This window comes from Pontibacter sp. SGAir0037 (genome assembly GCF_005491705.1).
In the GTDB taxonomy this organism is placed as follows: Bacteria; Bacteroidota; Bacteroidia; order Cytophagales; family Hymenobacteraceae; genus Pontibacter.
In genome coordinates, this window is record NZ_CP028092.1 from 1674613 (window position 1) to 1701160 (window position 26548).

Here is a 26548-nt window from a genome sequence, read left to right on the forward strand (position 1 = left end):
TCAATAGCACCTTAGAGGTATAGAAAGTTGGCAAACCTCAGATTCATTATCTGAAGGTGTGGCCATTTCAATAGCACCTTAGAGGTATAGAAAGCTTGTTTCCTGCAGTTCTGGCAAGAATTCTTCCAGCATTTCAATAGCACCTTAGAGGTATAGAAAGTCCTTAAAATTATACAGCTCGTTACCAGTAGCGTTATTTCAATAGCACCTTAGAGGTATAGAAAGGCTGTACCAGGTAGCCTCGTAGTAGCTGCCTGAGCTTAATTTCAATAGCACCTTAGAGGTATAGAAAGACCTAAAGAGCAGCACCCTGCTTAAAAAAGTAAACGCATTTCAATAGCACCTTAGAGGTATATAAAGGGCTTCCTCCACCAGACTGTTGAGTGCTCTGAGGCTGATTTCAATAGCACCTTAGAGGTATAGAAAGTCCACAAGCCCTGATTCGAAGATGCGGCTCAGTTTGTATTTCAATAGCACCTTAGAGGTATAGAAAGTAATTCCTTACGCACAAAATGCGGACAAAATTTGAGTATTTCAATAGCACCTTAGAGGTATAGAAAGTGAACTTTCAGGACATCCCGGATCCGGATGCGGTAGAATTTCAATAGCACCTTAGAGGTATAGAAAGGATGCGGTAGACTATTCCGATACAGTGTTGGTGCTGAATTTCAATAGCACCTTAGAGGTATAGAAAGTGGAAGTAGTTGATAGAGAAATTACGCGTTGAAGCACATTTCAATAGCACCTTAGAGGTATAGAAAGGTGGCTCCTACAAGGTTTTTTGATTCCAGGGTAGATGATTTCAATAGCACCTTAGAGGTATAGAAAGGACGGAACACCCCTCAGCGACAGCCTGGTGAGCGCAAATTTCAATAGCACCTTAGAGGTATAGAAAGCAGCTATAAACTATCATCGGGAGGCTGCTCTTAAATATTTCAATAGCACCTTAGAGGTATAGAAAGGCATTACCATAGCTCAGTGGGTGCGAGGAGCCATTGAATTTCAATAGCACCTTAGAGGTATAGAAAGGTTGATTTTGAGCCTTTCGATATAGGAGAGTGGCTTGATTTCAATAGCACCTTAGAGGTATAGAAAGACGATCAACTCGACACCGCTTTTCGCAACATAGTTAATTTCAATAGCACCTTAGAGGTATAGAAAGCCTTATCCATACGCACCATACACCCGCATGAGCCAGATTTCAATAGCACCTTAGAGGTATAGAAAGGTCGATAAACTCTTCGAGGTCCTTCATGGCTGCGGCGATTTCAATAGCACCTTAGAGGTATAGAAAGGAGTGCAGCTGCTAACCCAGTTTTTACTCATCCTGATTTCAATAGCACCTTAGAGGTATAGAAAGTAAACTGGCGCTTCGGCATGGTATAGTTCATCTTGCGAATTTCAATAGCACCTTAGAGGTATAGAAAGAGGGGTATCCGAAACGAAGAGGTGCGCCCGGACGTGATTTCAATAGCACCTTAGAGGTATAGAAAACATAGTTCCATTATAACTACCGCCTCGACTGTAGTTATTTCAATCGCACCTAAACTTAACAAACTCCACCACAAAAAAAGCCGCCCTGCGAAACACAGGGCAGCTTTCTTTGCTGGAGCGGGAGCTTACTTTCTGGCAGCTACCAGTTTACCATCTCCACTCTTGCTACTTTCAAATAAGATATGGGTCATAATCATCAGGTTTTGACCTGCAGCCGCTTTTTCGTTTTTAAAGACAAAATAGAGGTCGTGCATTCCTTCCGTTGGCTGCAACGCAATGCGGGCTTGTTGTGGAGGCGTCGACTGGGCAGGCGTTGTGGTTTGCCTGATCATCTCCGACTGGCCTATCACTTTTCCGTCAGGCGCTCCAAGACGTACCTCTATAGTACCACCTGCTGCATTCAGGAATTCCTGAGGTGCCATCACGGTGCAGGTAAGCTGGCTGATATGGGTCAGGTCGATCTGCCTGAAACCAAAATGCGATCCGGTTCCCGACACAATCATCATTTCAGGACCACCCGGGATCTTGAATTTCTGAATGGCCTGTGTTATTTCTGCAGAACTGGCCGCTACTCCCGGGTTGCGCATCACATAGGTTTGCTCAGAAGGCAAGCCAGGTATTCCGTTGGCTCCTTTGTCGCGGTAAGCCGCCCGTAGCACATACACCCCCACTCCCTTATCGCCTTTTGGAAGAGCTGTGGTATAAGTCCCTTTCACGGGTAACGACGGAGCAGCCGTCTTTTCTTCTGAAAGACTCAGGATATACGCCACCATTTCCCTGGCATCAGGAGCAGGCAATTTCGGGTGAGCACTCATGGCCACTTCGCCCCACACGCCTTTGCCCCCGCTTATTACTTTCTTAGCCAGTCGCTCGGCGGCACCGGCATCGTTCTTATACTTTTGGGCTACCTGCTTATAGGTGGGTCCAATCGATTTCTTGTCGATGCTATGGCACGATTTGCAGTCGCTGGCCTCCACCAACTTTTGCCCTTTTACATAGGCCGCAGAAGCGTCGGCACTCCGGTGCCCCAGGGCAATATCTACCTGGTCGAATCCTTCCGGCAGGTAATCAATGGTTACTGCTACCTGTTCGGGCTGTATACCGCCACTCGCTAAGCTTCCATCTTCCTTGTCTTCTACTTTCACTTCGTATTGAAAAGCTTTGCCCGGCAGAAAGAACGTTTTATTACCTCCCAGGATGTCGAACGTCAGCACGGGCGGTTCGTTTCCAGCCTGTACTTCCAGTGTTTGGCTGCTGGCTGCCCCTTTGGCGTCTGTCACGGTAAGTGTGGCTTTGTAAACGCCCGCTTTATCGAAGGTGAAGGAAGGATTGGCTTCCTTCAGGGTTTTGGTACCTGTTGCGGCAGAAGAAATCGTCCATTTATAGTCCAGCGCATCATGGTCGAAATCTTGTGTGCCTTCCGAGGTAAACTGTACTGCCAGCGGTAAAGCGCCAGCCGGTTTATCTACTGCCACCTGCACCACTGGTTTACGGTTGCCGCCGTTGTACTCAATTTTTACCAGGCGGGCATTATCATTTGCCTGAAACCAGCCTGTGCCGTATTCCAGCACATACAGATCCCCTTCCGGACCAAATTCCATGTCCATGGGGTTAGAGAATTTATGGTTTGGCATAAACGGCTCCATAGATACATAGTTGCCTTCTTTATCCATGGTCACAGCCATGATCCAGCCGCGCATCCACTCATAGATAAACAGTTTGCCGTCGTAATAAGCCGGGAAAGCACGCTTGGCATTCTTAAACTGATCCTGGTAATATACCTGCCCGGCCATAGCGGTGCGGGCACCGGAACCTACCAGTGGAAACTCAGCTGATTCGCCGTACGGATACCAGATAAAGGCTTTCTGCGCCGGAGGGAGCTGGTTTAAGCCAGTGTTGTTGGGGGAATTGTTAACCGGTCTGGCTGGGTCGAAAGCTGCGCCGCTTCTGTTGCCGGCAAAGTCGAAGTGATTGTACGGCTTGTTGTCCCCGATAAAGTGCGGCCAGCCATAGTTACCCGCTTTCCGGGCTTGTCCTACCTCATCGTAACCTGCCGGGCCTTTTCCATCTTCCGGATCGTTGGCATCCGGGCCAACCTCGCCCCAGTAAACAAAGCCTGTTTTCTTGTCAACCGAAATCCGGAACGGGTTGCGGTGCCCCATGGTATAGATTTCAGGTCTTGTTTTAGCAGTTCCTTTCGGAAAAAGATTGCCTTCCGGTATGGTATAAGTACCGTTTGCTTCGGGGTGGATCCGCAGGATTTTGCCGCGCAGGTCGTTGGTGTTGGCCGAGGATTTCTGAGCATCCCAGGGGTTTCGTCCGGCTCTTTCATCAACGGGAGCATAGGCTGTGGCACGGGGGCTGGTATTGTCGCCGGTCGAAAGGTATAAGTTTCCGTTGGCATCAAAATCAATGGACCCGCCGGTATGGCAGCACTGCTCCCGCTGCACCGGCACCTCCAGCAGTACTTTTTTGCTGTCGAGCACCAGCTCATCACCCCGCATTTCATACCTGGTCAGGATGTTGCGGGCAACATCGCCTGCTTCTGAATAGTAGAGGTATATCCAGTGGTTTTCTTCGAATTTCGGGTCCTGCGCCAGGCCCAGCAGTCCGTCTTCACCCTCTGTTACTTTACCCTCTTTATCGGTATACTTCGTGCTGACAGGTATGGTGGCTATTACGGATATTTTGCCGGTTGCAGGACTGTATAGCTTTACATTACCGCGTCGCTCGATAAACAGGACCCTTCCGTCGCGGAATACCGTCAGCTCCATCGGCTCTTCGAGTTTTTCATCGAGTACTACTTTAGAAAAACGGTTCTCTTCGGGCATTCGTGGCGTGCGCACCTTATCGTAGTCAAGCTTAGCGGGCTTATCGCCTCCTGTTACATATCTCAGACCTTCAGCCAGGTGCTGTAACACAAGGGGTTCTGTAAAGGTAGCGTCGGTATGCCCTACGCTGGTATAAAAAGAGCGGCCGCCGTCAAATTCCTGGTACCAGCTCATCGGGTGGTTTTCGCCGTTGGTGCCGCCTTCGTAGGTTTTTTCATCTATAGCCACTAGCACATTAATATTCGGGCTGATCTGCTTAAAGCTGTAAAACTCATCTTCACGCTCCCACTTCTCCGGCAGAAACTTAGTGGCATCGTTATCTTTGTTCACCACCAGAAAAGTACCTTTCTGCACATTGTTCGGCATCGGGTGATTATCGAAATAGGCACCTACCAACTGCCCGTACCAGGGCCAGGTATATTCCGTATCCGAAGCAGCGTGAATACCCAGATAGCCGCCACCGGCCTGAATATAGCGCTCAAAGTTATTCTGCTGCTCTGCGTTCAGCACATCGCCTGTCGTATTCAGGAAAACAACAGCTTTGTAGCGTTTCAGGTTTTCTTCATTAAACATGCCGGCATCTTCGGTCATGTCCACCAGCATCCCCTGCTCCTGCCCTATCTTCAGCAAAGCAGCTTGTCCGGCAGGTATAGAGGCATGGCGAAAAGCAGCAGTTTTGCTGAACACCAGCATCCGCTTCGGTTCGGTATCGCCTGTACAGGACCAGAATCCTGGCAGGCACAGGAGCAAGAGCAAGCAGAGGCTGTGCATCCGTTTAAAGGTGTAGTTTTTTAACATAAGGTGAAGGTTTTTTTTAAAGCGATTAATCACATATTTAAAACAAGCAAAATATGCAGAATTTATTCATTGTGTTACTTTGACATAATGTTAGTTTATTTCTAAATTAAAAAAAACAAAAACCATAAATTATTTATATTGCCTGGCATGAATGGGCAGGATAAAGACAAGCGCGACCAAAAAATGGTAAACAAAGAAAACTACCTGGCACACATCTCCTTGGATTGTGTTTTGTTCGGGTTTCATGAAAACCAGCTGAAGGTATTGCTGCTGAAGATGAAACACAACCAGCAATGGGCTCTGGCAGGAGGTTTTGTGAAACAGCAGGAGCCTATAGAAGAGGCCGCCAGCCGTATACTGAAAGAGCGCACCGGCATCAACAACATCTTTTTGCAGCAGTTCTACGTGTTCAGCAATCCCGATAGGTCTGAGCTTCATCTGAACACCGATCAGCTTACGTCCATCTCCGACAGTAACTTTGCTGAAGACTGGTTTAGACAACGCTTTATTTCCATTGGATTTTATGCCCTGGTAGAATTTTCGCAGGTAACGCCCACACCCGATCCATTGTCGGAGGCCTGTACCTGGTGGGACCTGGAAGAGATTGGTTCTCTGATGATGGACCATAACCAGATCTTGCTGAAGGCACTTGAAACGCTAAGGATGCAGTTAAACCACCAGCCCATCGGGTATAACCTGCTACCGGATAAGTTTACCATTCCGGAGCTTCAGCGGCTCTACGAAGCAATTCTGGGTAAGAAGCTGGACCGTCGCAACTTTCAGCGCAAGATCATGGCCTATAACATCCTCCGGAAGTTGGATGAACGCCGCAGTGGTGTGGCCCACAAAGCCCCGGACCTGTATAGCTTCGATCTGGAGAAATACCACCAGGCACTGCAGGACGGCTTGCGGGGAGGCTGGTAAAATGCGAACATATACCATTTAATCTCTGTTTTCCCTATCCTCATGCTTTCAGCCAAACAAAAATATCTTCTACTCATAAGCTTCTTCACGACCTTGACCCACTTTCACTATAGCGCCTTTGCGCAGGAACACCCTGCATTTGCCGAAACAGACCTCTGGACAAGCTATACGCCCCAGAAGACTACTTTTAAAATCTGGTCGCCTGCTGCGCAGCAAGTAGAGCTGAAACTATACCGGAAGGGTGATGGCGGAGAGGCCTATCAGAAAGCCATTATGAAGCAGCAGGCAAATGGCCTCTGGCAGATTACAGTAGATCAGAACCTGGCAGGCGTATACTATACCTACCAGGTGAAAACCAAAGAGCAATGGCTTGATGAAACACCGGGTATCTATGCCCAGGCCGTTGGTGTAAACGGCAAGCGTGCCATGGTAACAGACCTGGCTACCACCAATCCGGCCGGGTGGGAATACGATAAGGGGCCGGCTGTTGCATCACCGAACGCCATCGTGCTGTACGAGGCCCATGTGCGTGACCTGACCATCAGCCCAAGTGCCGGCAGCTCTGCCCCGGGCAAGTTTCTGGGTCTTGCAGCACAGGGAACAAAAAATCCCGGTGGGCTGGCAACGGGCCTGGACCACATCAAGGAACTCGGCATTACGCACATCCACCTGCTCCCCTCCTTCGACTATAAATCCGTAGATGAAACAGCCACTGTGCCGCAGTACAACTGGGGCTACGATCCTCAGAATTATAATGTACCGGAAGGCTCTTATGCAACAGATCCTTATCAGGCGGAGGTGCGCATCCGGGAATTCAAGCAGATGGTGAAGGCCCTGCACGACAATGGGCTGGGCGTAGTGATGGATGTAGTTTACAACCATACCGGGGAGACAGAGAAATCAAACTTTAACCTGGAGGTACCCGGCTACTATTACAGGCAAACACCGGAAGGCGACTGGTCGGATGCTTCGGCCTGCGGCAACGAAACCGCCAGCGAACGCCCCATAATGCGCCACTATATCATTGAGTCGTGCAAGTACTGGGCTAAAGAGTATCACATAGACGGCTTTCGCTTCGACCTGATGGCTATCCATGATATAGAAACCATGAACCAGCTTACAGCAGAACTGAAAAAAATTAACCCGAACATTGTAGTGTACGGAGAAGGCTGGACGGCAGGCAAAAGTCCTTTGCCCGACAACCGGAAAGCATTAAAAGCCAATACCTACCAGATGCACCAGGTGGCTGCCTTCAGCGACGATTTGCGTGATGGCTTAAAAGGCTCTGTTTTCGAAGATACCTCCAAAGGTTTTGTTAGCGGCGCCTCCCACACAGAAGAATCAGTTAAGTTCGGAATAGTTGGCAGCACCAGACACCCGCAGGTAAACCCACAGCTGGTAAACTATTCTAAAGAGTTCTGGGCCAGCCAGCCCTGGCAGGCGGTTTCCTATGTTTCCTGCCACGACAACCATACCCTCTACGACAAGCTGAAAATCTCCTGCCCCGAGGCAACAGCGGAAGAACTAAAGCAGATGAATTTATTGGCCGATGCTGTCGTACTAACGTCGCAGGGCATTCCTTTTATACATGCAGGTGCCGAAATGCTGCGCACGAAAAAAGGGGAGCACAACAGCTATAATCTCCCCGACAGCATCAACCAGATCGACTGGAACTGGAAAACGGATCACCAGGATGTGTTCTATTATTACAAAAACCTGATAGCGCTGCGCAAAGCGCATCCGGCCTTCCGGATGCCTGCTGCTACTATGCTGCAACAACATTTGGCCTTTGTCGCCACCGAACCCGGCCTGATCGGCTATCAGCTGAAAGACCATGCCCACGGCGATACCTGGAGCACTATCATGGTGTATTACAATGCCAGAAAAGAAGCTGTTCATGTTCCTTTACAGGGTGAATGGCGCATTGCGGCCCAGGGCAAAGAAATTGATTTGGCGGGTGGTAAACAGGTAAAAGGGGAAGTCCGGATTCCGGCCATTTCCACGCTGATCCTGTTCCAGGAGTAGCAGCCCTGCAGGTTCCGGAGCATATAGCGTTATCGCCGGAACCAAAACCTGTAAAGCCTTTAATGCATTACCACTGCTGCCTCTTTGTTATACTTGTTGCGGTAAGCTGCCGGTGAAATGCCGGTTATCTTTTTGAAAGTCGTTCTAAAAGCTTTGGTATCGGTATAACCAACGGAGTACATTACTTCATTTACGTTTTCCTGCGTAGACTCCAGGGTTGATTTAGCAGCTTCTATCTTTACCCGCTGGATGTATTCCATTACTGTATTGGAAGTTGCCTTTTTAAACCGGCGCTCAAAATTTCTCCGGCTCAGAAAAGACATGGCAGCCAGTTCCTCCACCGTCATCTTTTCCTGGAAATTAGCCTCTATATACTCCTGTACCTTCCGGATCTGCTCTTCTCCGTGTTCTTTCTGTCCCTGGAAAATAACAAACTGCGTCTGGCTGACGCGATCGATTTCGATAGCAAAAATTTTGGCAGAAAGGATGGCGAGTTCTTTGCCTGCGTATTTCTCGATCAGGTACAGGATCAGGTTTAGGTAAGAGAAGGCACCACCGCTGGAGTAAATTCCCTGCTCATCGGTAATGATCTTTTCGGTTACCAGGTTTACATCCGGAAACATTGCCCGAAAAGCATTGGAAGCCATCCAGTGGGTGGCACATTTACGGCCTTTTAATAATCCCGTTGAAGCCAGTATAAAAGCACCCAGGCACAAGCTGGCTACCTCGGCCCCCTGGTTGTACTGCCTGGTAATCCAGGGGAAAAAAGCTTTGTTGTTCTCCAGTGCCACCTGCAGGTCTCCATCAACGGCGGGAATAATAATGAGATCAGTTTTGTCTACATCCTCCAGCACCTTATCGGTGTTCACCGTAAACAGGCCGCCACTCAAAGGCGTTTCCCTGGAAAGGCCAACCAGTTGCACGTTAAACAAAGGCGCTTCTCCCCTTGCCTGCACGAAGGTGTTAACCTGTGAAAATAATTGGCGGGAACCTTCCAGGCTGCCTAAGATCGCTCCCTTTGGTACCAGAATAGATATGTGCTTCATACAGGTGAAAATAAAGTATAGCAATGTCGCAATCAACCCCCTTTTTGTCGTAAGGGCACCGTCTTTGCTTGCTTTCAAAAAGCTAAGTTTGTATCGTAAGCCACTCGGGATCAAGAGCTAAATTTAAGAAGCTCCCGGGAATTTCAGAAGCATTTAGCACAAAATTACATTGCCAGCATATGAGACAATTTTGCAACACAGCTATGGTTGAAGTCTTCAAAACCAATGTCAGGAACAGAGGGCAATCCCGTAAACTTGTTGCTCTGCTCTTAACGCACTTCCCGGCCAGCCGCATAAACTTTGACCTGCAGGATTGTGACAAGATTTTAAGAATAGAGGGAGTAGATTTTGACGCTGAAAAAGTTATTGTCCTGCTACAGGAAGCCGGTTATAGCTGCACCATTTTAGATTAAAGCTCTCAGCCCAAAGCGGACGCATGCAGCAATTCAGGTTATAAAGGCACCGGAAGATCTCTTAACCTCCTGTAGTGAGAAGAGGGCATTTTACCTGCCTTAGCAGCTTCTTTGCCTAGATAATTTGTGCGATCTTATACCTTAAAACAAGCGTTTCCGGTGAAATCACCATTTAAGTAGTGTAAAAATAACGATATTTAAATCGAGATATAAATCGTATCTGTTTACACCTCATCACACTGCATGAAATTGAAAGCTTCCATCCCGGCTACCATACTTACTTTCGGTCTTGCTTTATGCTTCGCCAGTATTTTTCCAGCTTTTTCGCGGGCACAAAGCACCGATGAATGCAAGCTTTGGTTCAGCCACCCCGCCACTAACTGGAACGAAGCACTGCCCGTAGGAAACGGTCGGTTGGGAGCTATGGTATTTGGCGGCATCACCGAAGAAAGAATTCAGCTTAACGAAGAATCTGTCTGGACCGGAAAGCCAGCCGATTTTGTAAACCCCGAAGCCCGTGCCGCCCTGCCAGAGCTAAGAAAACTGCTTTTTGCCGGTAAATACGACGACGCCCAGCAGTTTGCCCGGGAGAAGATGATGGGTGACAAAAAAGTGAACAGTTCCTACCAGACACTGGGCGACCTGAGGCTACGCTTTGAAGGCGATGCCGGAGCGGCATCCGGCTATAGCAGAGAACTGGACTTAAACAATGCCATAGCACGTGTCGCCTATCAGGCCAACCAGGTAAACTTCCGCAGAGAAATTTTCTCCAGTGCTCCGGCACAGGCACTGGTCGTAAGGTTAACAGCCGATAAAACAGCCTCTCTCTCTTTTTCGGTGCAGCTGAGCAGGCCGGGCAGCAAAGCAGCCATACAGGTAACCGGAGATGAAATAACCATGACTGAGCATGTGGGTGATGGCACTGGTGTAAGAATGGTGGCTAAAATGAAGCTCCTGCACAAAGGTGGCACCGTACAGGTGCAGGGAAATAGCATCCGCCTGCAAAATGCTGATGAAGCCACTATACTGCTTACTGCCGCTACAGACTACGCGGGGCTGGAGCCTGCCGCGCTTGCTGCCTCACAGCTCGCCAGGGCGGCAGCCAAGCCTTATGCCGCACTACAGCAGGAGCACATTGCCGACTACCAGCAGTACTTCCACCGGGTTCGCCTGGATCTCGGAAAAACCAATGCCTCCCTCTTCCCGACCGACGCCCGGCTGCTGGCTGTACAGAAGGGAAACCCAGACCCGGAACTGCTGCAGTTATACTATCAGTTCGGAAGGTACCTGCTCATCAGTAGCTCACGCCCTGGCAGTTTACCCGCCAACCTGCAAGGCATTTGGGCCGATGGACTTACCCCGCCCTGGAGTGCCGACTATCACATCAACATCAACATTCAGATGAATTACTGGCCCGCCGAAGTAACCAATTTGTCGGAAATGCACCTGCCTTTCCTTCGTTTTCTGTATAACATGCGGTCGGATGCCCGAAAAACAGCCCTGGAAATGTATGGTATCAAAGGAACTGTGGCACATTTTACGACGGACCCCTGGTTCTTTACGGAGCCATACGGAGAGCCCCAGTGGGCCATGTGGCCGATGGGCCTTGCCTGGAGTGCCCAGCACCTGTGGGAGCACTACCTGTTTACTGAAGATAAAAAATACCTGGCGGAACTGGCTTACCCGGTTTTAAAAGAGACGGCGGAGTTCTGCATAAACTGGCTGGTAAGAAATCCTGCCACAGGTCATTTGGTGTCCGGTCCTTCTATCTCCCCTGAAAACACGTTTAAAACTGCCGAAGGCAAAATAGCTACGATGGTGATGGGGCCAACCATGGACCACATGATTATACGGGACCTGCTGGGCAATACCATCGAAGCCAGTAAAGTGCTGAAAAAGGATGCGGCTTTCAGAAAGCAGATGGAGAAAGCGCTGGCACAGCTGGCACCAACTAAAATTGGAAGTGATGGCCGGATAATGGAGTGGACGGAAGAGTTTGAAGAAGCTGAGCCCGGGCACCGCCATATATCTCACCTCTACGGCCTGCACCCCGGCCGACAGATAACCAAGCAGAAAAGCCCGGAATTACTAGAAGCTGCCCGTAAAACTATTGAGCACCGTCTGTCGCATGGCGGAGGGCACACAGGCTGGAGCCGCGCCTGGATTGTAAATTTCTTTGCCCGCTTACAGGATGGAGAAGCTGCTTACAGCAATTTACAGGCGCTGCTGCAGAAGTCTACCCTGCCAAACCTGTTCGACAACCATCCGCCTTTCCAGATTGACGGAAACTTTGGGGCAACCGCCGGAATTACCGAGATGCTGATGCAAAGCCATGCCGGAGAAATACAGCTTTTACCTGCCCTGCCTGCCGCCTGGACGCAGGGTTATATTTACGGCATTTGTGCCCGCGGCGGCTTCGAAGCCGATCTGGATTGGGAAAACGGACAGCTGAAACAGGTAAAGGTCCTTTCCAGACTCGGCAATGCCTGCCAGCTTCGGTACGGTGATAAAGTGATATCTTTTAAAACGCAGAAAGGCAAAACCTATACTTTTAACGGAGAACTAAAGCAGCTATAAGCCTATGCAGTATCGCTTACCCACTTTTACACGAAGAAGCCAGGCACTGCAGCAGTGCCTGGCTTCTTCGTGTAAGTAACAATTGTCCTTCCTGGGTTATATTTCAGAATAAGGAGCCGGGTGTAACAGGTAAATGTCGGCACGTAAAAAATTATTGGCATACTCCGACATGCCCGATAATTTCTTCCAGTCCGGATCGTCTCCGAAAGCCTTCCATTTGGCATCGCGTTCGGCTTTGTTTTCGAAGCTGGTCATGTACATCAGGTTTGGCTGCTTACCGCCTGCCAGCACTTTTGCATAGAAAACAGCGTTAAAGCCAAGTTTGTCAAATATCTTGATTTCACCGTTGTTAAACATATCCACCTTGTTCTGATGCAGTTTTTCGGTAGCAGCTTCGTAGCTGCGCAGCTCATATACCCTTTCAGCAGGTGATGACTTTAAGCCCGGAGCCTTGTAAGAAGGCATTCCTGTAAAAGCCTGCATCAGAATAGACTCGATGCGCGCATAAGGCGCGGTGGCTGGAGTTGCATTAATGTAGTCCTGGCCGGCAGCAGCATACTGCTTGTCCTTTTCCAGCTTCTGATCTAATCCAAAGAACTGATCTGCTGACGTAAAAGGAATAAACACATACACCAGCTGTTCATCTGTCGGATTAGAGCCCTCACCGGGAATAGGTTTGTATACGCCCACTTTACTGATACCTGCCCGATGCAAGGCAGGCATATAGGCCTGCTGTATATACTGGTCGAGCCTTGCCTCCTGCTCCTTATCTTTCAGGTGATACACCTTCAGCTGGTAAAAATTCTGTTTCTGTGCAAGTGCGGCAAGCGGCATAGCTGCCAGTAGACTAAAAAACAGCGCCGCAAAGGCTACTATACTAAATTGTCTGTTAAGTTTCTTCATGATTATATTTAATTGGAACAATAGTTACAGGAAAAATAGAAGCTTATTAAGCCTCCACCGCATCATAAATCACAACTTTGCTCCAGAGCGAGGAGCACTTCTGTACAAATTCCTGGTGCACCGGGTGAACCTGGTAAGCATCGTGCGCTTCTTTACTTTCGAAGAGCATCAGCAGTGAAAATTCGTAGCTGCTATCTATTACAGGTCTGTTAGTATCGGCAGGAACGCCAATATGCAGCTGCCGTATCTCTTCGATCTCTTTCAAAGAATTCAAGCCTTCAAGTAGCTGCGCTCTATCTTCGGCTGACCCGGCATTGCTGAGCCAGAAAAACACATGGTGTACAAACATATAGTTAAAATTAAGTTTGCTGAAAATAAAGCATAACAAGAGGCATTAACAAATTAAAATATAAAAATTTAGCTGCTCCTTGCCTTCTGAAACAAAATAGAGGCATTAAATAAAAACACGTGAACCCGAATAGTTCTGGCGGAACTCCTTTGGAGTACAGCCGTTCTTGCGCCTGAAGATCCGGTTGAAATAGGAAAGATTGTTAAAGCCGCATTTGTACGAGATTTCCGATATGGTTTCGGTTGTATCGATGAGCATGCGGGAAGCGTGCCCTAACCTGATCTCGTTCAGGCTTTCGATAAAGGTTTTGCCTGTCCGCTTTTTAATGAAGCGGCTAAAGGAAACTTCGGGCATGCTCACAACTTTGGCCACATCGGCGAGAGAGATTTCTTTATCGTAGTTATTTTGCATGAACTCAAACACTTTTTCAATGCGCCGGCTGTAGTAGGTAAACTGCTCAGACGTAAAAGAACTGTTTGATAAAGTACGCATTTGCCGAGAAGTAGCCAGGCCCTGCAAAATAGATATAAGTTCTACAACCGAGTCGAACCCACTCATTTTTGCCAGTTTCTCCAGCCTCGGCTTCAACTCCAAAGCGGTCTCCCTTGAAAAAGCAATGCCCTTGCTGGATCGCTCCAGAAGCGTTTTAATAAAGCTCAGCTGGTTTCGGCTCAGAAACTTCTCATCGAACAGGTCGGAATGAAACTGCAGCGTTATTTCATAGATATCGTTGCTCCTGCACTGGTGGTTGAACCACCCGTGCGGCAGATTACTGCCAACCAGAACCAGGTCAACATCGCCGATAACCTCTGTATGATCGCCTACGATACGTTTGGCATCTGCCGCATTACATACAAAATTCAGTTCAAATTCATCGTGGTAGTGCAACGGAAATGTAAACTCCTGCTTCTGTCTCGAAAAAATGGTAAAGCAGTCATTCTCTGTTAAAGGAGTAATCTCACGGTAGATAGCACTCATGCTCGGGTGATTTTTGTTAGAACATTTACCGGAAGCAGCCCGATAATGTTAAAATAAGAGCAACGATAAAACGTAGCAGCCTGTTATGAAACAATTTTAACCTATACGTGCCAGGATAACAAGTTAATTTAGCAAAATATTTGACAGCAAAAGAGCAATATCAGCGATAAGGCTAAATAAATAGTGATTTAAAGCAGCTTGATAGTTAAAGCAAAGTAATACTATATGCACTGTTAACAGCTGTTAAAAGAATTGCTTTGGTTAATAAATAGCAAATAGATAAGATATCAGAGCAAATAATTGATAAAAAAGTATTATTCCAGTGGCTGAATTACCTCTATTTTTGTAACAGAAAGAGCAGCCTTAGCAAGGTGCGTATTATTGATTGCTCACTTACAAATGCTTCGTTGCCAGCAGGTGTGTACAGGTAAGCCGGGAGCTATACGAATGTTACGGCTTAGGCTAAAGAAGCATTCGAAAGGTGAACAGGAGCAGACTCTTTACGATCAGATAACTAACTCTATACTATTCTCTCTATGCCAAGAATTATAGTAAGCCTATTTGCTTTGTTGCTGTTTCAGGTCAGTTGTATACCTTTAGTGGCGCAGCAGAAGCCTGTTAACCCGAAGGCTACTTCTGAAACAAAGCACCTGTACAAAAACCTGCAAAGCCTGTCACAAAAAGGGATTATGTTCGGCCACCAGGATGCACTGGCTTATGGCATGGGATGGGCTTACCAGGAAAACCGCTCTGATGTAAAAGAGGTAGCCGGTGAATTTCCGGCCGTAGTTGGCTGGGACCTGGGGTACCTGGAACTGGGCAGTCCTGTAAACCTGGATAGCGTGCCCTTCGATAAAATGAGAACCTATGTGCAGCAGGTATACGCAATGGGTGGACTCAATACCTTTAGCTGGCACCTGAACAACCCTCTGGACCCGACTAAAACCAGCTGGGACAAAATGGATGCTACAATACAGCACCTCTTCCGTAATCCTGAGGCAATGCAACGCTATGAGGGCTGGCTCGATAAGCTGGCCACCTTCCTGCTCAGCCTGAAAGGTCCGAAAGGCGAATTGATTCCGGTGGTTTTCCGCCCGCTGCACGAGCACACCGGCAGCTGGTTCTGGTGGGGCCGCGAACACTGTTCTCCTGAAGAATACAAGCAGTTCTGGCAGCACACAGTTCATTACCTGCGCAAAAAGAAAGTAAACAACGTGCTTTACGCCTACTCTACCGACAGATTTACCTCCAGAGAAGATTACCTGGAGCGTTACCCAGGAGATAATTATGTAGACATAGTTGGATTTGATATCTACCACCGCCTGCCTGAAGACACCACTCAATATGCGGAAATCAACCAAGCCTTTGTGGCGGACGCGCGCTGCATGGTAGAAACCTTAAGAGCCATCGGGCAGGAAAAAAAGAAAGTATGGGTTCTGTCCGAAACAGGCCTGGAAACCTTACCTGTAGCAGACTGGTGGACAAACATCCTCTACCCTGTTGTAAAAGAGGCAGGACTGGCCTATGTACTTGTATGGCGTAACGGCCGCCCAGACCACTATTATGCCCCTTATCCCGGTCAGAAGAGTGCTGAAGATTTCAAGAAGTTTGCCAGCAAGCCCGATGTGTGGCTGATGAAAAGTGCGGCACGGGAAAACATATACAGTCCAATCCCTAAAAGCAGAAAAAATAAGCGCTAACAAAATTAACAAGCACCCACCATTAATCAATTTTACATGAGATTATCTCTTATAGATATAGGCATCATTGTGCTGTACCTGGTGGCTGTGGCAGCTATCGGCCTGATCATGAAAAACAGGGCAAAGGCCAATAAAGAAGCATACCTGCTCGGTGGCAATACCCTTCCCTGGTATGCCCTTGGCTTATCGAATGCTTCGGGTATGTTCGATATTTCCGGCACGATGTGGATGGTGATGCTGGCTTTCGTGTATGGCTTGAAAAGCATCTGGATTCCCTGGCTCTGGCCTTCCTTTAACCAGGTTTTCCTGATGATGTTCCTGGCAGCCTGGCTACGACGATCTAACGTTACCACGGGTGCCGAGTGGATGCTTACCCGCTTTGGCACAGGCAAAGGCTCCAACAAAGCCCATAGTATCGTAGTCATTTTTGCTCTTTTAAGCTGCCTTGGCTTTCTGGCATATGGCTTTATCGGCCTCGGTAAATTTGTAGAGATTTTTGTGCCCTGGTCTTTTGTGCAGCCATATATGCCATTCGATATTCCCGCTGAGTTTGTACCGCATTTCTACGGCCTTATCCTTACCTCTTTTGCTGTATTTTACTCTATTATGGGTGGTATGGCCAGTATTGTTTGGGCAGATGTGCTGCAGTATATTATCATGACGCTAGCAGCTGTCATCATTGGTGTGTTAGCTGTCAATAACCTGCAAGTAGCCCAGTTAAATGTGCCGGAAGAATGGAAAACACCTTTCTTCGGCGCCACCCTGAACATGGACTGGACCGGTATCATTGATGAAGTGAATGACAAAATAGACCAGGATGGCTATTCTCTTTTTGGAATCTTCTTCTCTATGATGCTCTTCAAAGGCATCCTGGCCAGCCTGGCTGGTCCGGCTCCGAACTATGACATGCAGAAGATCCTCTCATCCCGCTCCCCGAAAGATGCAGCTAAAATGAGTGGCTTTGTGTCGCTGGTGCTTATCCCGACACGTTATTTAATGATCATTGGTTTTGCCGTACTGGCCCTGCTGAACTATAACCAACTGAACCTGGAGTCGGCTTCCGGCATCGACTTCGAAAGGATTTTACCGGCTGCCATACAGAACTTTGCTCCAACCGGAGTTATGGGGCTGTTGCTGGCTGGCTTGTTCGCAGCTTTTATTGGCACCTTTGCAGGTACTTTAAATGCAGCGCAGGCTTACTTAGTAAACGACATCTACCTGAAGTATGTCAACCCGAAAGCTTCTAACCAGACTGTTTCCCGCATGAATTACATAACAGGTATAGTGGTGGTAGCCCTGAGCGTAGTACTTGGATTCTTTGCAAAAGACGTTAACACCTTGCTTAACTGGATTGTTGCAGGCTTGTACGGAGGCTATATCTCGGCGAATATGCTGAAGTGGTACTGGTGGCGCTTTAACAGCAGCGGCTTCTTCTGGGGAATGCTGGCAGGTATTGTTTCCGCGCTCACCTTCCCGTATGTTTTTGCCGGAACGTTAGACCTGTATTATTTCCCGCTCCTGTTCCTCATTTCGCTGGCTGGCAGCATAATCGGAACCTATGCAGCGCCTGCAACAGATATGGAAACCCTGAAAGACTTTTACATGAATGTGCGTCCGTGGGGATTCTGGAAACCGATTGCAGCACAGGTTCAAGCCGACTACCCTGCCATAAAGGAAAACAAAAACTTTTGGCTGGATATGTTTAATGTAGTTATAGGTGTCGCGGGCCAGATGTGCCTGACGGTGATGCCTATTTACCTGGTGCTGGGCATGTATACTGAGTTGATGTTTTCGGGCGCATTGCTGCTGGTTTGCGGCATTATCCTGAAGAAAACCTGGTGGGACCGGTTGCCCAACGACAAGCCGGGTTTTGCCACGACTTTAAAAAAGACTTTAGTAAGCACACATAGCTAAAACAGCTGCTTTACAGGCAGCCACAATAATCATATTCTAAATTTACTGCTGATGAATACTACATTTCAAACCAGGCTTGAAGCGTTGCAGACAGCTCACCAGGAACTGGTTACACGCCCGAACGAGAAATTAGCGCTGGGAAATGGTGTGATAGACCGTTACAAGTATCCTGCCCTGACAGCGCAGCATGCTCCTCTTTTCTGGCGTTATGACCTTAATCCAGAAACGAACCCGTTCCTGATGGAGCGCTTTGGCATTAATGCTGCCTTTAACGCCGGTGCCATTAAATTAAACGGGAAATACCTGATGGTAGTGCGTGTGGAAGGAAGCGACCGAAAATCCTTTTTTGCGGTAGCCGAAAGCGACAACGGCATTGACAACTTCAGGTTCTGGGACCGCCCGATCACTATGCCTGAAACTGAAAACCCAGACGTTAACGTGTATGATATGCGCGTAACGCAGCACGAGGATGGCTGGATTTACGGTGTTTTCTGCACAGAACGCAAAGATCCGGACGCAAAACCAGGAGACGAGTCTTCGGCAGTAGCTCAGGCAGGTATTGCTCGTACCCGTGACCTGGTAAACTGGGAACGCCTGCCGGATCTAAAGACACCTTCTCCGCAACAACGCAATGTGGTATTGCACCCAGAATTTGTGAACGGCAGATACGCCTTTTATACACGCCCGCAGGACGGCTTTATTGAAGCGGGCACTGGCGGTGGTATTGGTTTTGGACTGGCAGACACTATAGAAAACGCTGTGGTGGAAAAAGAGCTGATCGTGGATCAGAAACAATACCACACAGTATACGAGGTTAAAAACGGTCAGGGACCCGCTCCTATTAAAACAGAAAAAGGCTGGCTGCACATGGCGCACGGGGTGCGCAATACCGCTGCCGGTCTGCGCTACGTGCTGTATATGTTCATGACGGACCTGGAAGACCTGACAAAGGTTATCTACAAACCAGGTGGCTATTTTATAGCTCCGGAGGGTGAAGAGCGCATAGGCGATGTCTCTAACGTAACGTTCGCCAATGGCTGGATTCTGGATGATGACGGCACCGTCTTCATTTATTACGGCTCCTCGGATACCCGCATGCATGTGGCTACTTCTACAGTGGAACAGCTACTAGACTATGTGGTGCATACACCGGAAGACAAGTTCCGCTCAGCAGCTTCTGTGCAGCAGATCAACCGGATCATCGATCATAACCTTGCATTTCTTGAAGCAAAAGGCAAATCATTGGCAACTCTCGAAAGCGCTTCATGAGGATAGAGAAAGGGACAACTACAGGTGAAAGTCTGCAAACCTACCAGGCCGAGGTAACAGCTGAACTGGAACGTATTCTTGCTTTCTGGTTGGAGAACACACTAGATGAAGCGGGCGGTGGTTTTGTGGGACAGATCGATAGTGGCGGGCGGGTAAACCAGGTAGCTCCGAAAGGAGCTATTCTGAACGCCCGTATACTCTGGTCGTTCTCGGCTGCCTACCGCCATACCGGAAAAGCCGCATACGCTACCGCGGCAAAAAGAGCTTATGATTACCTGGTTAACCACTTTTTTGATAAAACCCATGGTGGCATCTACTGGTCGGTAGACGCACAGGGAAACGCGCTTAGCACCCGCAAGCAGATCTATGCACTGGCCTTCGCCCTGTACGGCCTCAGCGAGTATTATTCAGCTACACAGGATGCAGGGGCTCTGACACTGTGCCGGGAATTGTTTCAATGGATAGAGCAATACAGCTTCGATAAAGAACAGGGCGGCTACCTGGAGGCTTTCAGCCGGGAAGGTGAACTGCTGGAAGACCTGCGCCTGAGCGCGAAAGACCGGAACGACCCGAAGACCATGAACACCCACCTCCATATACTGGAGGCTTATGCCAGCCTTTACCGGTCATGGCCTGATCAGCAGCTGGCGCTTCAGCTGGAAGGCTTGATAAGGTTGTTCCTGGATAACATAATAGACATGAATACCGGGCACATGATGCTGTTCTTTACCAGGGACTGGCAATCAACAGCCGATTTGGTTTCGTATGGGCACGATATTGAAGCTTCGTGGCTGCTGCATGAAGCCGCAGAAGTACTTGGCAACCCGGAGCTGTTGCACCAGGTGGAATCTGTGGCAGCTGGCATGGCAGCAGCTACCCTAGAAGGTCTGCAGGCTGATGGCAGCCTGTATCATGAGCTTAAAAGAACGGAAAACCACTATGACACTCACCGGGAATGGTGGGTAAGTGCAGAGGCCATGGTAGGTTTCCTGAACGCTTTCCAGTTAACGAATGAAGCGCATTACCTGGCGCATTCCATTCAAGCCTGGGAGTTTGCCAAAAAATATTTGCTGGACAAGGAACATGGAGAATGGTACTGGGGCGTTTACAACGACTATAGCTTAATGCGAACCGAAGATAAGGTAGGCTTCTGGAAATGTCCGTACCACAACTCACGCGCCTGTTTGGAGGTAATGAGCCGCTGTGAAAATCTGCTGACTTAGTACCAGGTATAGATACTATAAATCATAGATATTCCTTATACTAGTAACTTATTAGCGTTTAATAAACTGAAGCAATTCTGATCGGTAACAACTATGAGCAGTAAACACTATACATCCTTTCTTTATGCCTTATGCTTTCTGTTGAGTATAAGCCAGGTAAAAGCAAATGTGACGCTTCCTGCTGTGTTCAGCAATCATATGGTGTTGCAGCAAAATGCCGAGGTTAAAATATGGGGTTGGGCTAAGTCGGGGGAAGAGGTAACTGTAACACCCAGTTGGAACCATAAACCTGTTAAAACCAAGGCAAGCAACCTGGCAGAATGGGAAGTGATACTTCAGACACCCGCTGCCGGAGGACCTTATACGGTAGAGATCAAAGGGTATAATACCATCAAGATAGAAGATGTGCTGCTCGGAGAAGTATGGCTTTGCGCTGGTCAGTCCAACATGGAATGGACTGCGAGAGCTGGTATAGAGCACGCAGAAAGAGAAGTGCCGCTGGCCAGCTATCCTTCTATCCGCTTCTTTAGTGTTTCTCACAGAACTGCCGATACTCCTCAGCTGAGCCTGGATGGGCAATGGGTGGTTTGCACGCCGGAATCCATGATCGACTTTAGCGCCGTTGGCTATTTCTTCGGAAGAAAAGTGCACCAGACCCTGCAGGTGCCGGTTGGGCTGATAAACAGCAGTTGGGGAGGCACACCCGCCGAAGCATGGGTAAGCAAAGAAACAATTGAAGAAAATAAAATACTGGCAGAAGATGCTGCTAACCTACAGGAAGTACCCTGGGGACCAGTAAAAACAGCCAAAATTTACAATGCCATGATTGCTCCATTAGTTCCTTATCGTCTGGCAGGTGTGCTGTGGTACCAGGGAGAATCGAACACAGGAAGCCCTGCAAACTATGCCGAACTCTTACCTGCACTTATTCAGAACTGGCGCACCCGGTGGAACCAGGCATTCCCTTTCTACTACGTGCAAATTGCCCCCTATCAATATGATGTGCCCCAGCAGGGGGTGCTGCTAAGAGATGCTCAGCGCAGGGTGCTGCAGAAAACAGAAAATACGGGTATGGTAGTCGTAAGCGATATCGGCAATAAAGACGATATACACCCTAGAAATAAAAGTGATGTAGGACAGCGATTGGCTGATCTGGCCCTGCACAAAGCCTACGGCAAACAAGAGTTGCCTGCCTCCGGGCCTTTGTACCGTAGCATGAAAGTAGAAGGCAATAAGGTCAGGCTATACTTTGATTATGCCGGAAAAGGCCTTGTAGCAAAAGGGAATGAGCTGACAAATTTCGAAATTGCCGGAGCCGATCAGCAATTTGTGAAAGCCAGTGCCAAGATACAAGGCAGTACTATTGTGGTGCAGGCAAAGCAGGTTAAAAAACCTGTGGCAGTACGGTTTGCCTGGAGCAACACAGCAGAGCCAAACCTTTTTAATGCAGAAGGTTTACCTGCCTCGAGTTTCCGAACAGAAGCAGAACCTGTGTCCTTGAAGTAACACCGCTACTCCTTTTAAACAAAAAGCGCTTGTTCCGGGTGAACAAGCGCTTTTTGTTTTATCTCTCCTACTCTACCAGTTTCAGAGGTTCGATCCATTTTTCATCTTCCCGGATCAGTTCAATCAGTTCATCAACCGCCCGATCGGCAGGTACAGATTTTTTTACAACTGTCTGGCCACGGTAAAGCGCAATCTTGTCTTTCCCGACACCAACATAGCCGTAATCGGCATCCGCCATTTCACCAGGACCGTTTACAATACACCCCATGATCCCGATTTTCACACCTTTCAGATGATCGGTGCGTTTGCGTATCATGGCAGTAGTTTCCTGCAGATCGAACAATGTGCGCCCACAGCTCGGGCAACTGATATACTCTGTTTTGCTCATGCGCGTGCGGGCGGCCTGCAGTATACCGAAGCCCAGGTTGTTGAGCGTTTCTACGGTTGCCAGCAACGCTGTTTTTTCCATAGCAGGCAGCAGCTCTGTTCCCAGCATCACGCCATCGCCCAAGCCGTCAATCAACAAGCCACCGATATCCGTAGCAGCATACAGTTGTACCTGATCTTGGGTCATTTCACCATAAGCTCTTTTAATGATGCACGGGTTCTGTACTCCCTGGTTCATCAAACGGAAGAAACACTTCCGCAGCTCCGCCATGGCATGTTCATTTGTTGTCTGCAGCATCAGCACAGCAGTATGGTCCTGCTTTAGTTTTTCTATCAGCTCAGGAGTTAAATCATCCAGCGATAGAAGCACAAAGTTTAAGGCTGCATGTCGTTCGATGCCGCTCCTGTATTGAGCAGCACTGAAAAGCGGGTGACGTTCTTCCCGTTGCTCAGCCAGCAGCCAGGCATCATAATCCACAATCTCTTTCAAGCCGTTTGGCAGCATAAAGCGAATGGGTTCGTTGCCGGTATAGATATAATCTGCCCCGAGATCATTCATATTGAACTTATCGAGCAGCATAGAGTACAAGTGCCCTACACATTTCAGGTCGGCATACTGGATATTTGCCAGGCGGCTGAGGTCGGCCACCACGCGCGGCACGTTTAACGCTCCTATATTCCCGACTTCTAGTGTCTCTCGACGGTGATACTGAAACGGATCGATGGGAACCTGACAGATCGGCTTCAGGAGAGTAGCTTTTTCAGCCCGGTGTGTATAGCGGTCGATCAGGGCCTTAGCCACTGGTGCTTCCGCTTCCGGAGCCTCTGTTAACGATACACGCACGGTATCGCCCAGGCCATCTTCCAGTAATGTTCCAATGCCTACAGCAGATTTAATACGACCGTCTTCAGCTTCACCGGCTTCTGTTACGCCCAGGTGTAAAGGGTAAGGCTGCATTCCCTCCTCTTCCAGCTTCTGCACCAGCAAGCGGTAAGCCTGTACCATTACCTGCGTGTTGGAGGCCTTCATGGAAATAACAATGTTGTGGTAATTTTCTGCTTCACAGATCCGCAGAAACTCCAAAGCACTTTCCACCATACCAAGCGGCGTGTCACCGTACCTGCTCAGAATCCGATCGGACAAAGATCCGTGGTTGGTACCGATACGCATGGCAGTACCGTACTCCTTGCAAATGCGCACCAGTGGCAGAAACCGCTCTCTTATTCTGTCGAGCTCTGCCTGATAAGACGCATCGTCGTATTCTATAACCTCAAATTTTTTCTTGTCGGCATAGTTGCCCGGATTCACCCGTACTTTTTCAACTATACGGGCGGCAACCTCTGCCGCATTGGGCGTAAAGTGTATGTCGGCAATAAGCGGCACATCATACCCTCTGCTGCGCAATTCCTCTTTGATATGCTTCAGGTTTTCAGCCTCTTTTATACTTGGTGCCGTAATACGGATGTATTCGCAGCCAGCCTCGATCATACGAATGCATTGTTCTACAGAGCCAATGGTATCCATGGTATCTACTGTAGTCATGGATTGCACCCGAATAGGATAATCACCTCCCATGGGCACTCCGCCAATGTTTACCACTATGGATTTTCGGCGTTTGTATTCGGTCAGGCTAGGACAGTAGTTCTTATTCATAAAGCGTAAACTTATAGCACGGGCATTGGCTCCGTACTCTTAACTAAAGTTGGGCTTGCTTTGTTCAACTGATAATGATCACAAATTTAAGGTTTATTCTTTACTTCCTTTTGTTAATTTACCATTAAACCATCCTCGAGATTACCGGAACGGAAAACCCAGCTACCTAAAATAGAAAAGGCAGCCTTTGGGCTGCCTTTTCTATATAATTCTAAGGTATTATCGGTTGAACATCAGTTCACGATATTTTACTAAAGGCCAGTCTTCGTCGTCTACCATCAGTTCCAGCTTATCTACGCTGTAACGAATGGTATCGAAATAGCTGAATACTTTCTCCTGGTACATGATGGCACGCTCACGCGCATCTTCGATCTTGTTAGCTACTTTACGAGCCTCAATCATTTCATCTACATTCTTCTGAATGGTTGTGATATGGCGCGACATCTTTTTGATAGCTTCTAATGTTGCTTCGGTATACTCTGCCTCCAGGCCCAGCTCTTTTAAGCCACGGTAGTTGTTAATCAGTTTGTTCTGATAAGCAACGGCAGTCGGAATAACGTGGTTAACAGCTAAATCGCCCAGCACACGTGCCTCAATCTGGATCTTCTTGATGTACTCCTCCAGTAAGATTTCATGACGGGCATGTAATTCAACTTCCGTTAAAATACCAAACTTCGTGAACAGCTCCACCACGTCCTCACGCTTGAGAACATCCAGTGCCGTTGGCGTAGATTTAACGTTCGACAGGCCGCGTGCCTCAGCTTCCTGTGCCCACTCTTCTGAATAACCGTTTCCTTCGAAACGAACCGCTTTAGACTCTACAACATACTCACGAAGTATTTGTATAATCGCCAGTTCTTTCTTCATGCCCTGGTTATCGATCAGATCGTCAACTGACTTCCTGAACTCTACCAGTTGCTCTGCCACCATGGTGTTCAGGGCAGTCATTGGATTAGATACGTTTGCAGAAGAACCTACAGCGCGTAACTCGAATTTATTACCTGTAAAGGCAAAAGGAGAAGTACGGTTACGATCGGTATTATCCAGTAAAATTTCAGGAATTTTATCGATACCAAGTTTCATGTACATGTTATCGCCTTTCTCCATCGGTACTTTGGCAGTACGCTCTAATTCATCCAGAACAGCTGTTAACTGCTGGCCAACGAAAACGGACATAATGGCCGGAGGCGCTTCGTTAGCACCTAAACGGTGGTCGTTGCTGGCTGAAGCAATACTGGCACGTAAAAGGTCAGCGTGCTTATAAACCGCTTTTATAGTGTTGATGAAGAACGTGAGGAACTGCAGGTTTTCTTTCGGCTTTCTGCCAGGTGCTAATAGGTTTACACCCGTGTTAGTGCTCATCGCCCAGTTGTTGTGCTTACCGCTACCGTTTACACCTTTGAAAGGCTTTTCGTGAAGCAGCACTTTAAAACCGTGTCTTTCAGCCACACGATCCATGATGTCCATTAACAGCTGGTTGTGGTCAGCAGCCAAGCTCGCATCTTCGAAGGTAGGCGCACATTCGAACTGGCTTGGTGCCACTTCATTATGGCGTGTGCGAAGCGGAATACCTAATCTGTGTGCCGTCTTTTCAAAATCAACCATGTAAGCATGTACACGGCTTGGGATAGAACCAAAGTAATGGTCTTCTAACTGCTGGCCTTTAGCAGGAGCATGACCAAACAAGGTACGGCCAGTCATAACCAGGTCAGGACGTGCAGCATACAGCGCTTTGTCAACCAGGAAGTACTCCTGCTCAATACCTAATGTTGTATTTACTCTTGTTACGTCTTTATCGAAGTACTGGCAAACAGGCACAGCAGCATCGTTTAATAATTTCAAAGACTTTAACAGAGGTGTTTTATAATCGAGCGCTTCGCCAGTGTATGAAACGAAGATAGTAGGAATGCAAAGTGTTTTTGAATTGGTACCCTCAATAATGAATGCCGGAGAAGAAGGATCCCAGGCAGTATAACCGCGGGCCTCAAATGTATTACGGATACCACCGTTCGGGAAAGAAGAGGCATCCGGCTCCTGCTGTGCAAGCGCACTTCCTTTGAAACTCTCAATGGCAGTTCCTTCAGAAGTAAGATCAAAGAAGGAGTCGTGTTTCTCGGCGGTAGCTCCGGTTAATGGCTGGAACCAGTGTGTGTAGTGGGTTGCACCTTTGCTGATGGCCCAGGATTTCATGGCAGCTGCCACAGCATCTGCCAGGTTACGGTCTACTTTTTCGCCCGCTTCAATGGTACGACGCAGACGCTTAAAGTAATCAGAGGACATATTAGCACGCATTGCCTCCAGGCCAAATACGTTCTCCCCATAGTAGTCAGAAATTTTTTGGGAGGGTGAGGTAATTTCTCCCGTTTTACGCTGGCTTACGAGCTCTAGCGCCTTAAATCGTAGTGTTGCCATGAATCAAATTAGTTGGGTGTTCTAAGGTGTAGCAAATATAGAGATAAAAATAAGTTTGCAAGAACTCATACATTATTTTTTATAGGGTATTCTTAAAAAACACATCTGTTTTTTAGAAACTACCTCCTAAAAACAAAGGCAACAC

Annotated in this window: 16 protein-coding genes and 1 CRISPR repeat array (1 of these 17 cut by a window edge); of the genes, 9 read left to right on the forward strand and 7 right to left on the reverse strand. The window is 48.1% G+C overall.

Going from position 1 to position 26548, the window contains the following annotated elements; translation table 11 throughout:
- A CRISPR array of direct repeats spans positions 1-1560; the repeat unit is 30 nt; unit sequence ATTTCAATAGCACCTTAGAGGTATAGAAAG (it extends 2530 nt beyond the left edge of the window).
- A gap of 59 nt (positions 1561-1619) precedes the next feature.
- A complete protein-coding gene (locus C1N53_RS06930; RefSeq protein ID WP_240773415.1) occupies positions 1620-5123 on the reverse strand; it encodes a ThuA domain-containing protein in 3504 nt (1167 codons plus the stop codon).
- A gap of 147 nt (positions 5124-5270) precedes the next feature.
- Here C1N53_RS06930 and C1N53_RS06935 point away from each other — a divergent pair, with 147 nt between their 5' ends.
- Positions 5271-6047, forward strand: coding sequence for an NUDIX domain-containing protein (locus C1N53_RS06935; protein ID WP_206077624.1), 777 nt, complete (start codon positions 5271-5273; stop codon positions 6045-6047).
- A 93-nt stretch (positions 6048-6140) separates the two neighbouring features.
- Positions 6141-8072 (forward strand): type I pullulanase, encoded by a 1932-nt coding sequence (pulA, locus tag C1N53_RS06940; protein WP_168193982.1) that lies wholly within the window; start codon positions 6141-6143, stop codon positions 8070-8072.
- A 59-nt stretch (positions 8073-8131) separates the two neighbouring features.
- Here the strand turns inward: pulA and C1N53_RS06945 are convergent, their stop codons facing one another.
- On the reverse strand, positions 8132-9118 hold the full coding sequence (locus C1N53_RS06945) for a GlxA family transcriptional regulator (protein WP_137758619.1): 987 nt from the start codon (positions 9116-9118) through the stop codon (positions 8132-8134).
- A gap of 203 nt (positions 9119-9321) precedes the next feature.
- On the opposite strand from C1N53_RS06945, the gene C1N53_RS06950 reads away from it, so the two are divergent.
- Positions 9322-9531 (forward strand): hypothetical protein, encoded by a 210-nt coding sequence (locus C1N53_RS06950; protein WP_137758620.1) that lies wholly within the window; start codon positions 9322-9324, stop codon positions 9529-9531.
- Positions 9532-9774: 243 nt separating this feature from the next.
- The gene (locus tag C1N53_RS06955) at positions 9775-12108 is read left to right on the forward strand and encodes a glycoside hydrolase N-terminal domain-containing protein (protein WP_137758621.1); all 2334 of its coding nucleotides are present in this window, start codon (positions 9775-9777) and stop codon (positions 12106-12108) included.
- Between the two features lie 96 nt (positions 12109-12204).
- Here C1N53_RS06955 and C1N53_RS06960 read toward each other — a convergent pair whose 3' ends face one another.
- The 3 genes from C1N53_RS06960 to C1N53_RS06970 all read right to left on the reverse strand — a co-directional run bounded on the left by C1N53_RS06960 (position 12205) and on the right by C1N53_RS06970 (position 14338).
- The gene (locus C1N53_RS06960; protein WP_137758622.1) at positions 12205-13011 is read right to left on the reverse strand and encodes an NIPSNAP family protein; all 807 of its coding nucleotides are present in this window, start codon (positions 13009-13011) and stop codon (positions 12205-12207) included.
- Positions 13012-13057: 46 nt separating this feature from the next.
- On the reverse strand, positions 13058-13360 hold the full coding sequence (locus tag C1N53_RS06965; RefSeq protein WP_137758623.1) for a Dabb family protein: 303 nt from the start codon (positions 13358-13360) through the stop codon (positions 13058-13060).
- Positions 13361-13465: 105 nt separating this feature from the next.
- Positions 13466-14338: an AraC family transcriptional regulator gene (locus tag C1N53_RS06970; RefSeq protein ID WP_137758624.1), complete on the reverse strand. Its 873-nt coding sequence runs from the start codon at positions 14336-14338 to the stop codon at positions 13466-13468.
- A 536-nt stretch (positions 14339-14874) separates the two neighbouring features.
- Between C1N53_RS06970 and C1N53_RS06975 the strand changes: the two genes are divergently transcribed.
- The 5 genes from C1N53_RS06975 (at position 14875) to C1N53_RS06995 (ending at position 21950) form a co-directional block, all read left to right on the forward strand.
- Positions 14875-16038, forward strand: coding sequence for a glycoside hydrolase family 26 protein (locus C1N53_RS06975; RefSeq protein WP_137758625.1), 1164 nt, complete (start codon positions 14875-14877; stop codon positions 16036-16038).
- A 36-nt stretch (positions 16039-16074) separates the two neighbouring features.
- Positions 16075-17952 carry a sodium:solute symporter family protein gene (locus C1N53_RS06980; protein WP_137758626.1) on the forward strand — a complete coding sequence of 626 codons (1878 nt, stop codon included), beginning with the start codon at positions 16075-16077 and terminating at the stop codon, positions 17950-17952.
- 51 nt (positions 17953-18003) lie between these two features.
- Positions 18004-19221: a glycosidase gene (locus C1N53_RS06985; protein ID WP_137758627.1), complete on the forward strand. Its 1218-nt coding sequence runs from the start codon at positions 18004-18006 to the stop codon at positions 19219-19221.
- Positions 19218-20444, forward strand: a complete 1227-nt coding sequence (locus C1N53_RS06990; protein ID WP_137758628.1) for an AGE family epimerase/isomerase — start codon at positions 19218-19220, stop codon at positions 20442-20444. Before C1N53_RS06985 ends, C1N53_RS06990 begins: the two co-directional genes overlap by 4 nt.
- A 93-nt stretch (positions 20445-20537) precedes the next feature.
- A complete protein-coding gene (locus C1N53_RS06995; protein WP_137758629.1) occupies positions 20538-21950 on the forward strand; it encodes a sialate O-acetylesterase in 1413 nt (470 codons plus the stop codon).
- A gap of 67 nt (positions 21951-22017) precedes the next feature.
- Here C1N53_RS06995 and ispG read toward each other — a convergent pair whose 3' ends face one another.
- Both ispG and C1N53_RS07005 read right to left on the reverse strand, forming a co-directional pair.
- A complete protein-coding gene (ispG, locus tag C1N53_RS07000; protein WP_137758630.1) occupies positions 22018-23991 on the reverse strand; it encodes a (E)-4-hydroxy-3-methylbut-2-enyl-diphosphate synthase in 1974 nt (657 codons plus the stop codon).
- A 219-nt stretch (positions 23992-24210) separates the two neighbouring features.
- Positions 24211-26403 (reverse strand): glutamine synthetase III, encoded by a 2193-nt coding sequence (locus C1N53_RS07005; RefSeq protein WP_137758631.1) that lies wholly within the window; start codon positions 26401-26403, stop codon positions 24211-24213.
- Between the last annotated feature and the right edge of the window lie 145 nt (positions 26404-26548).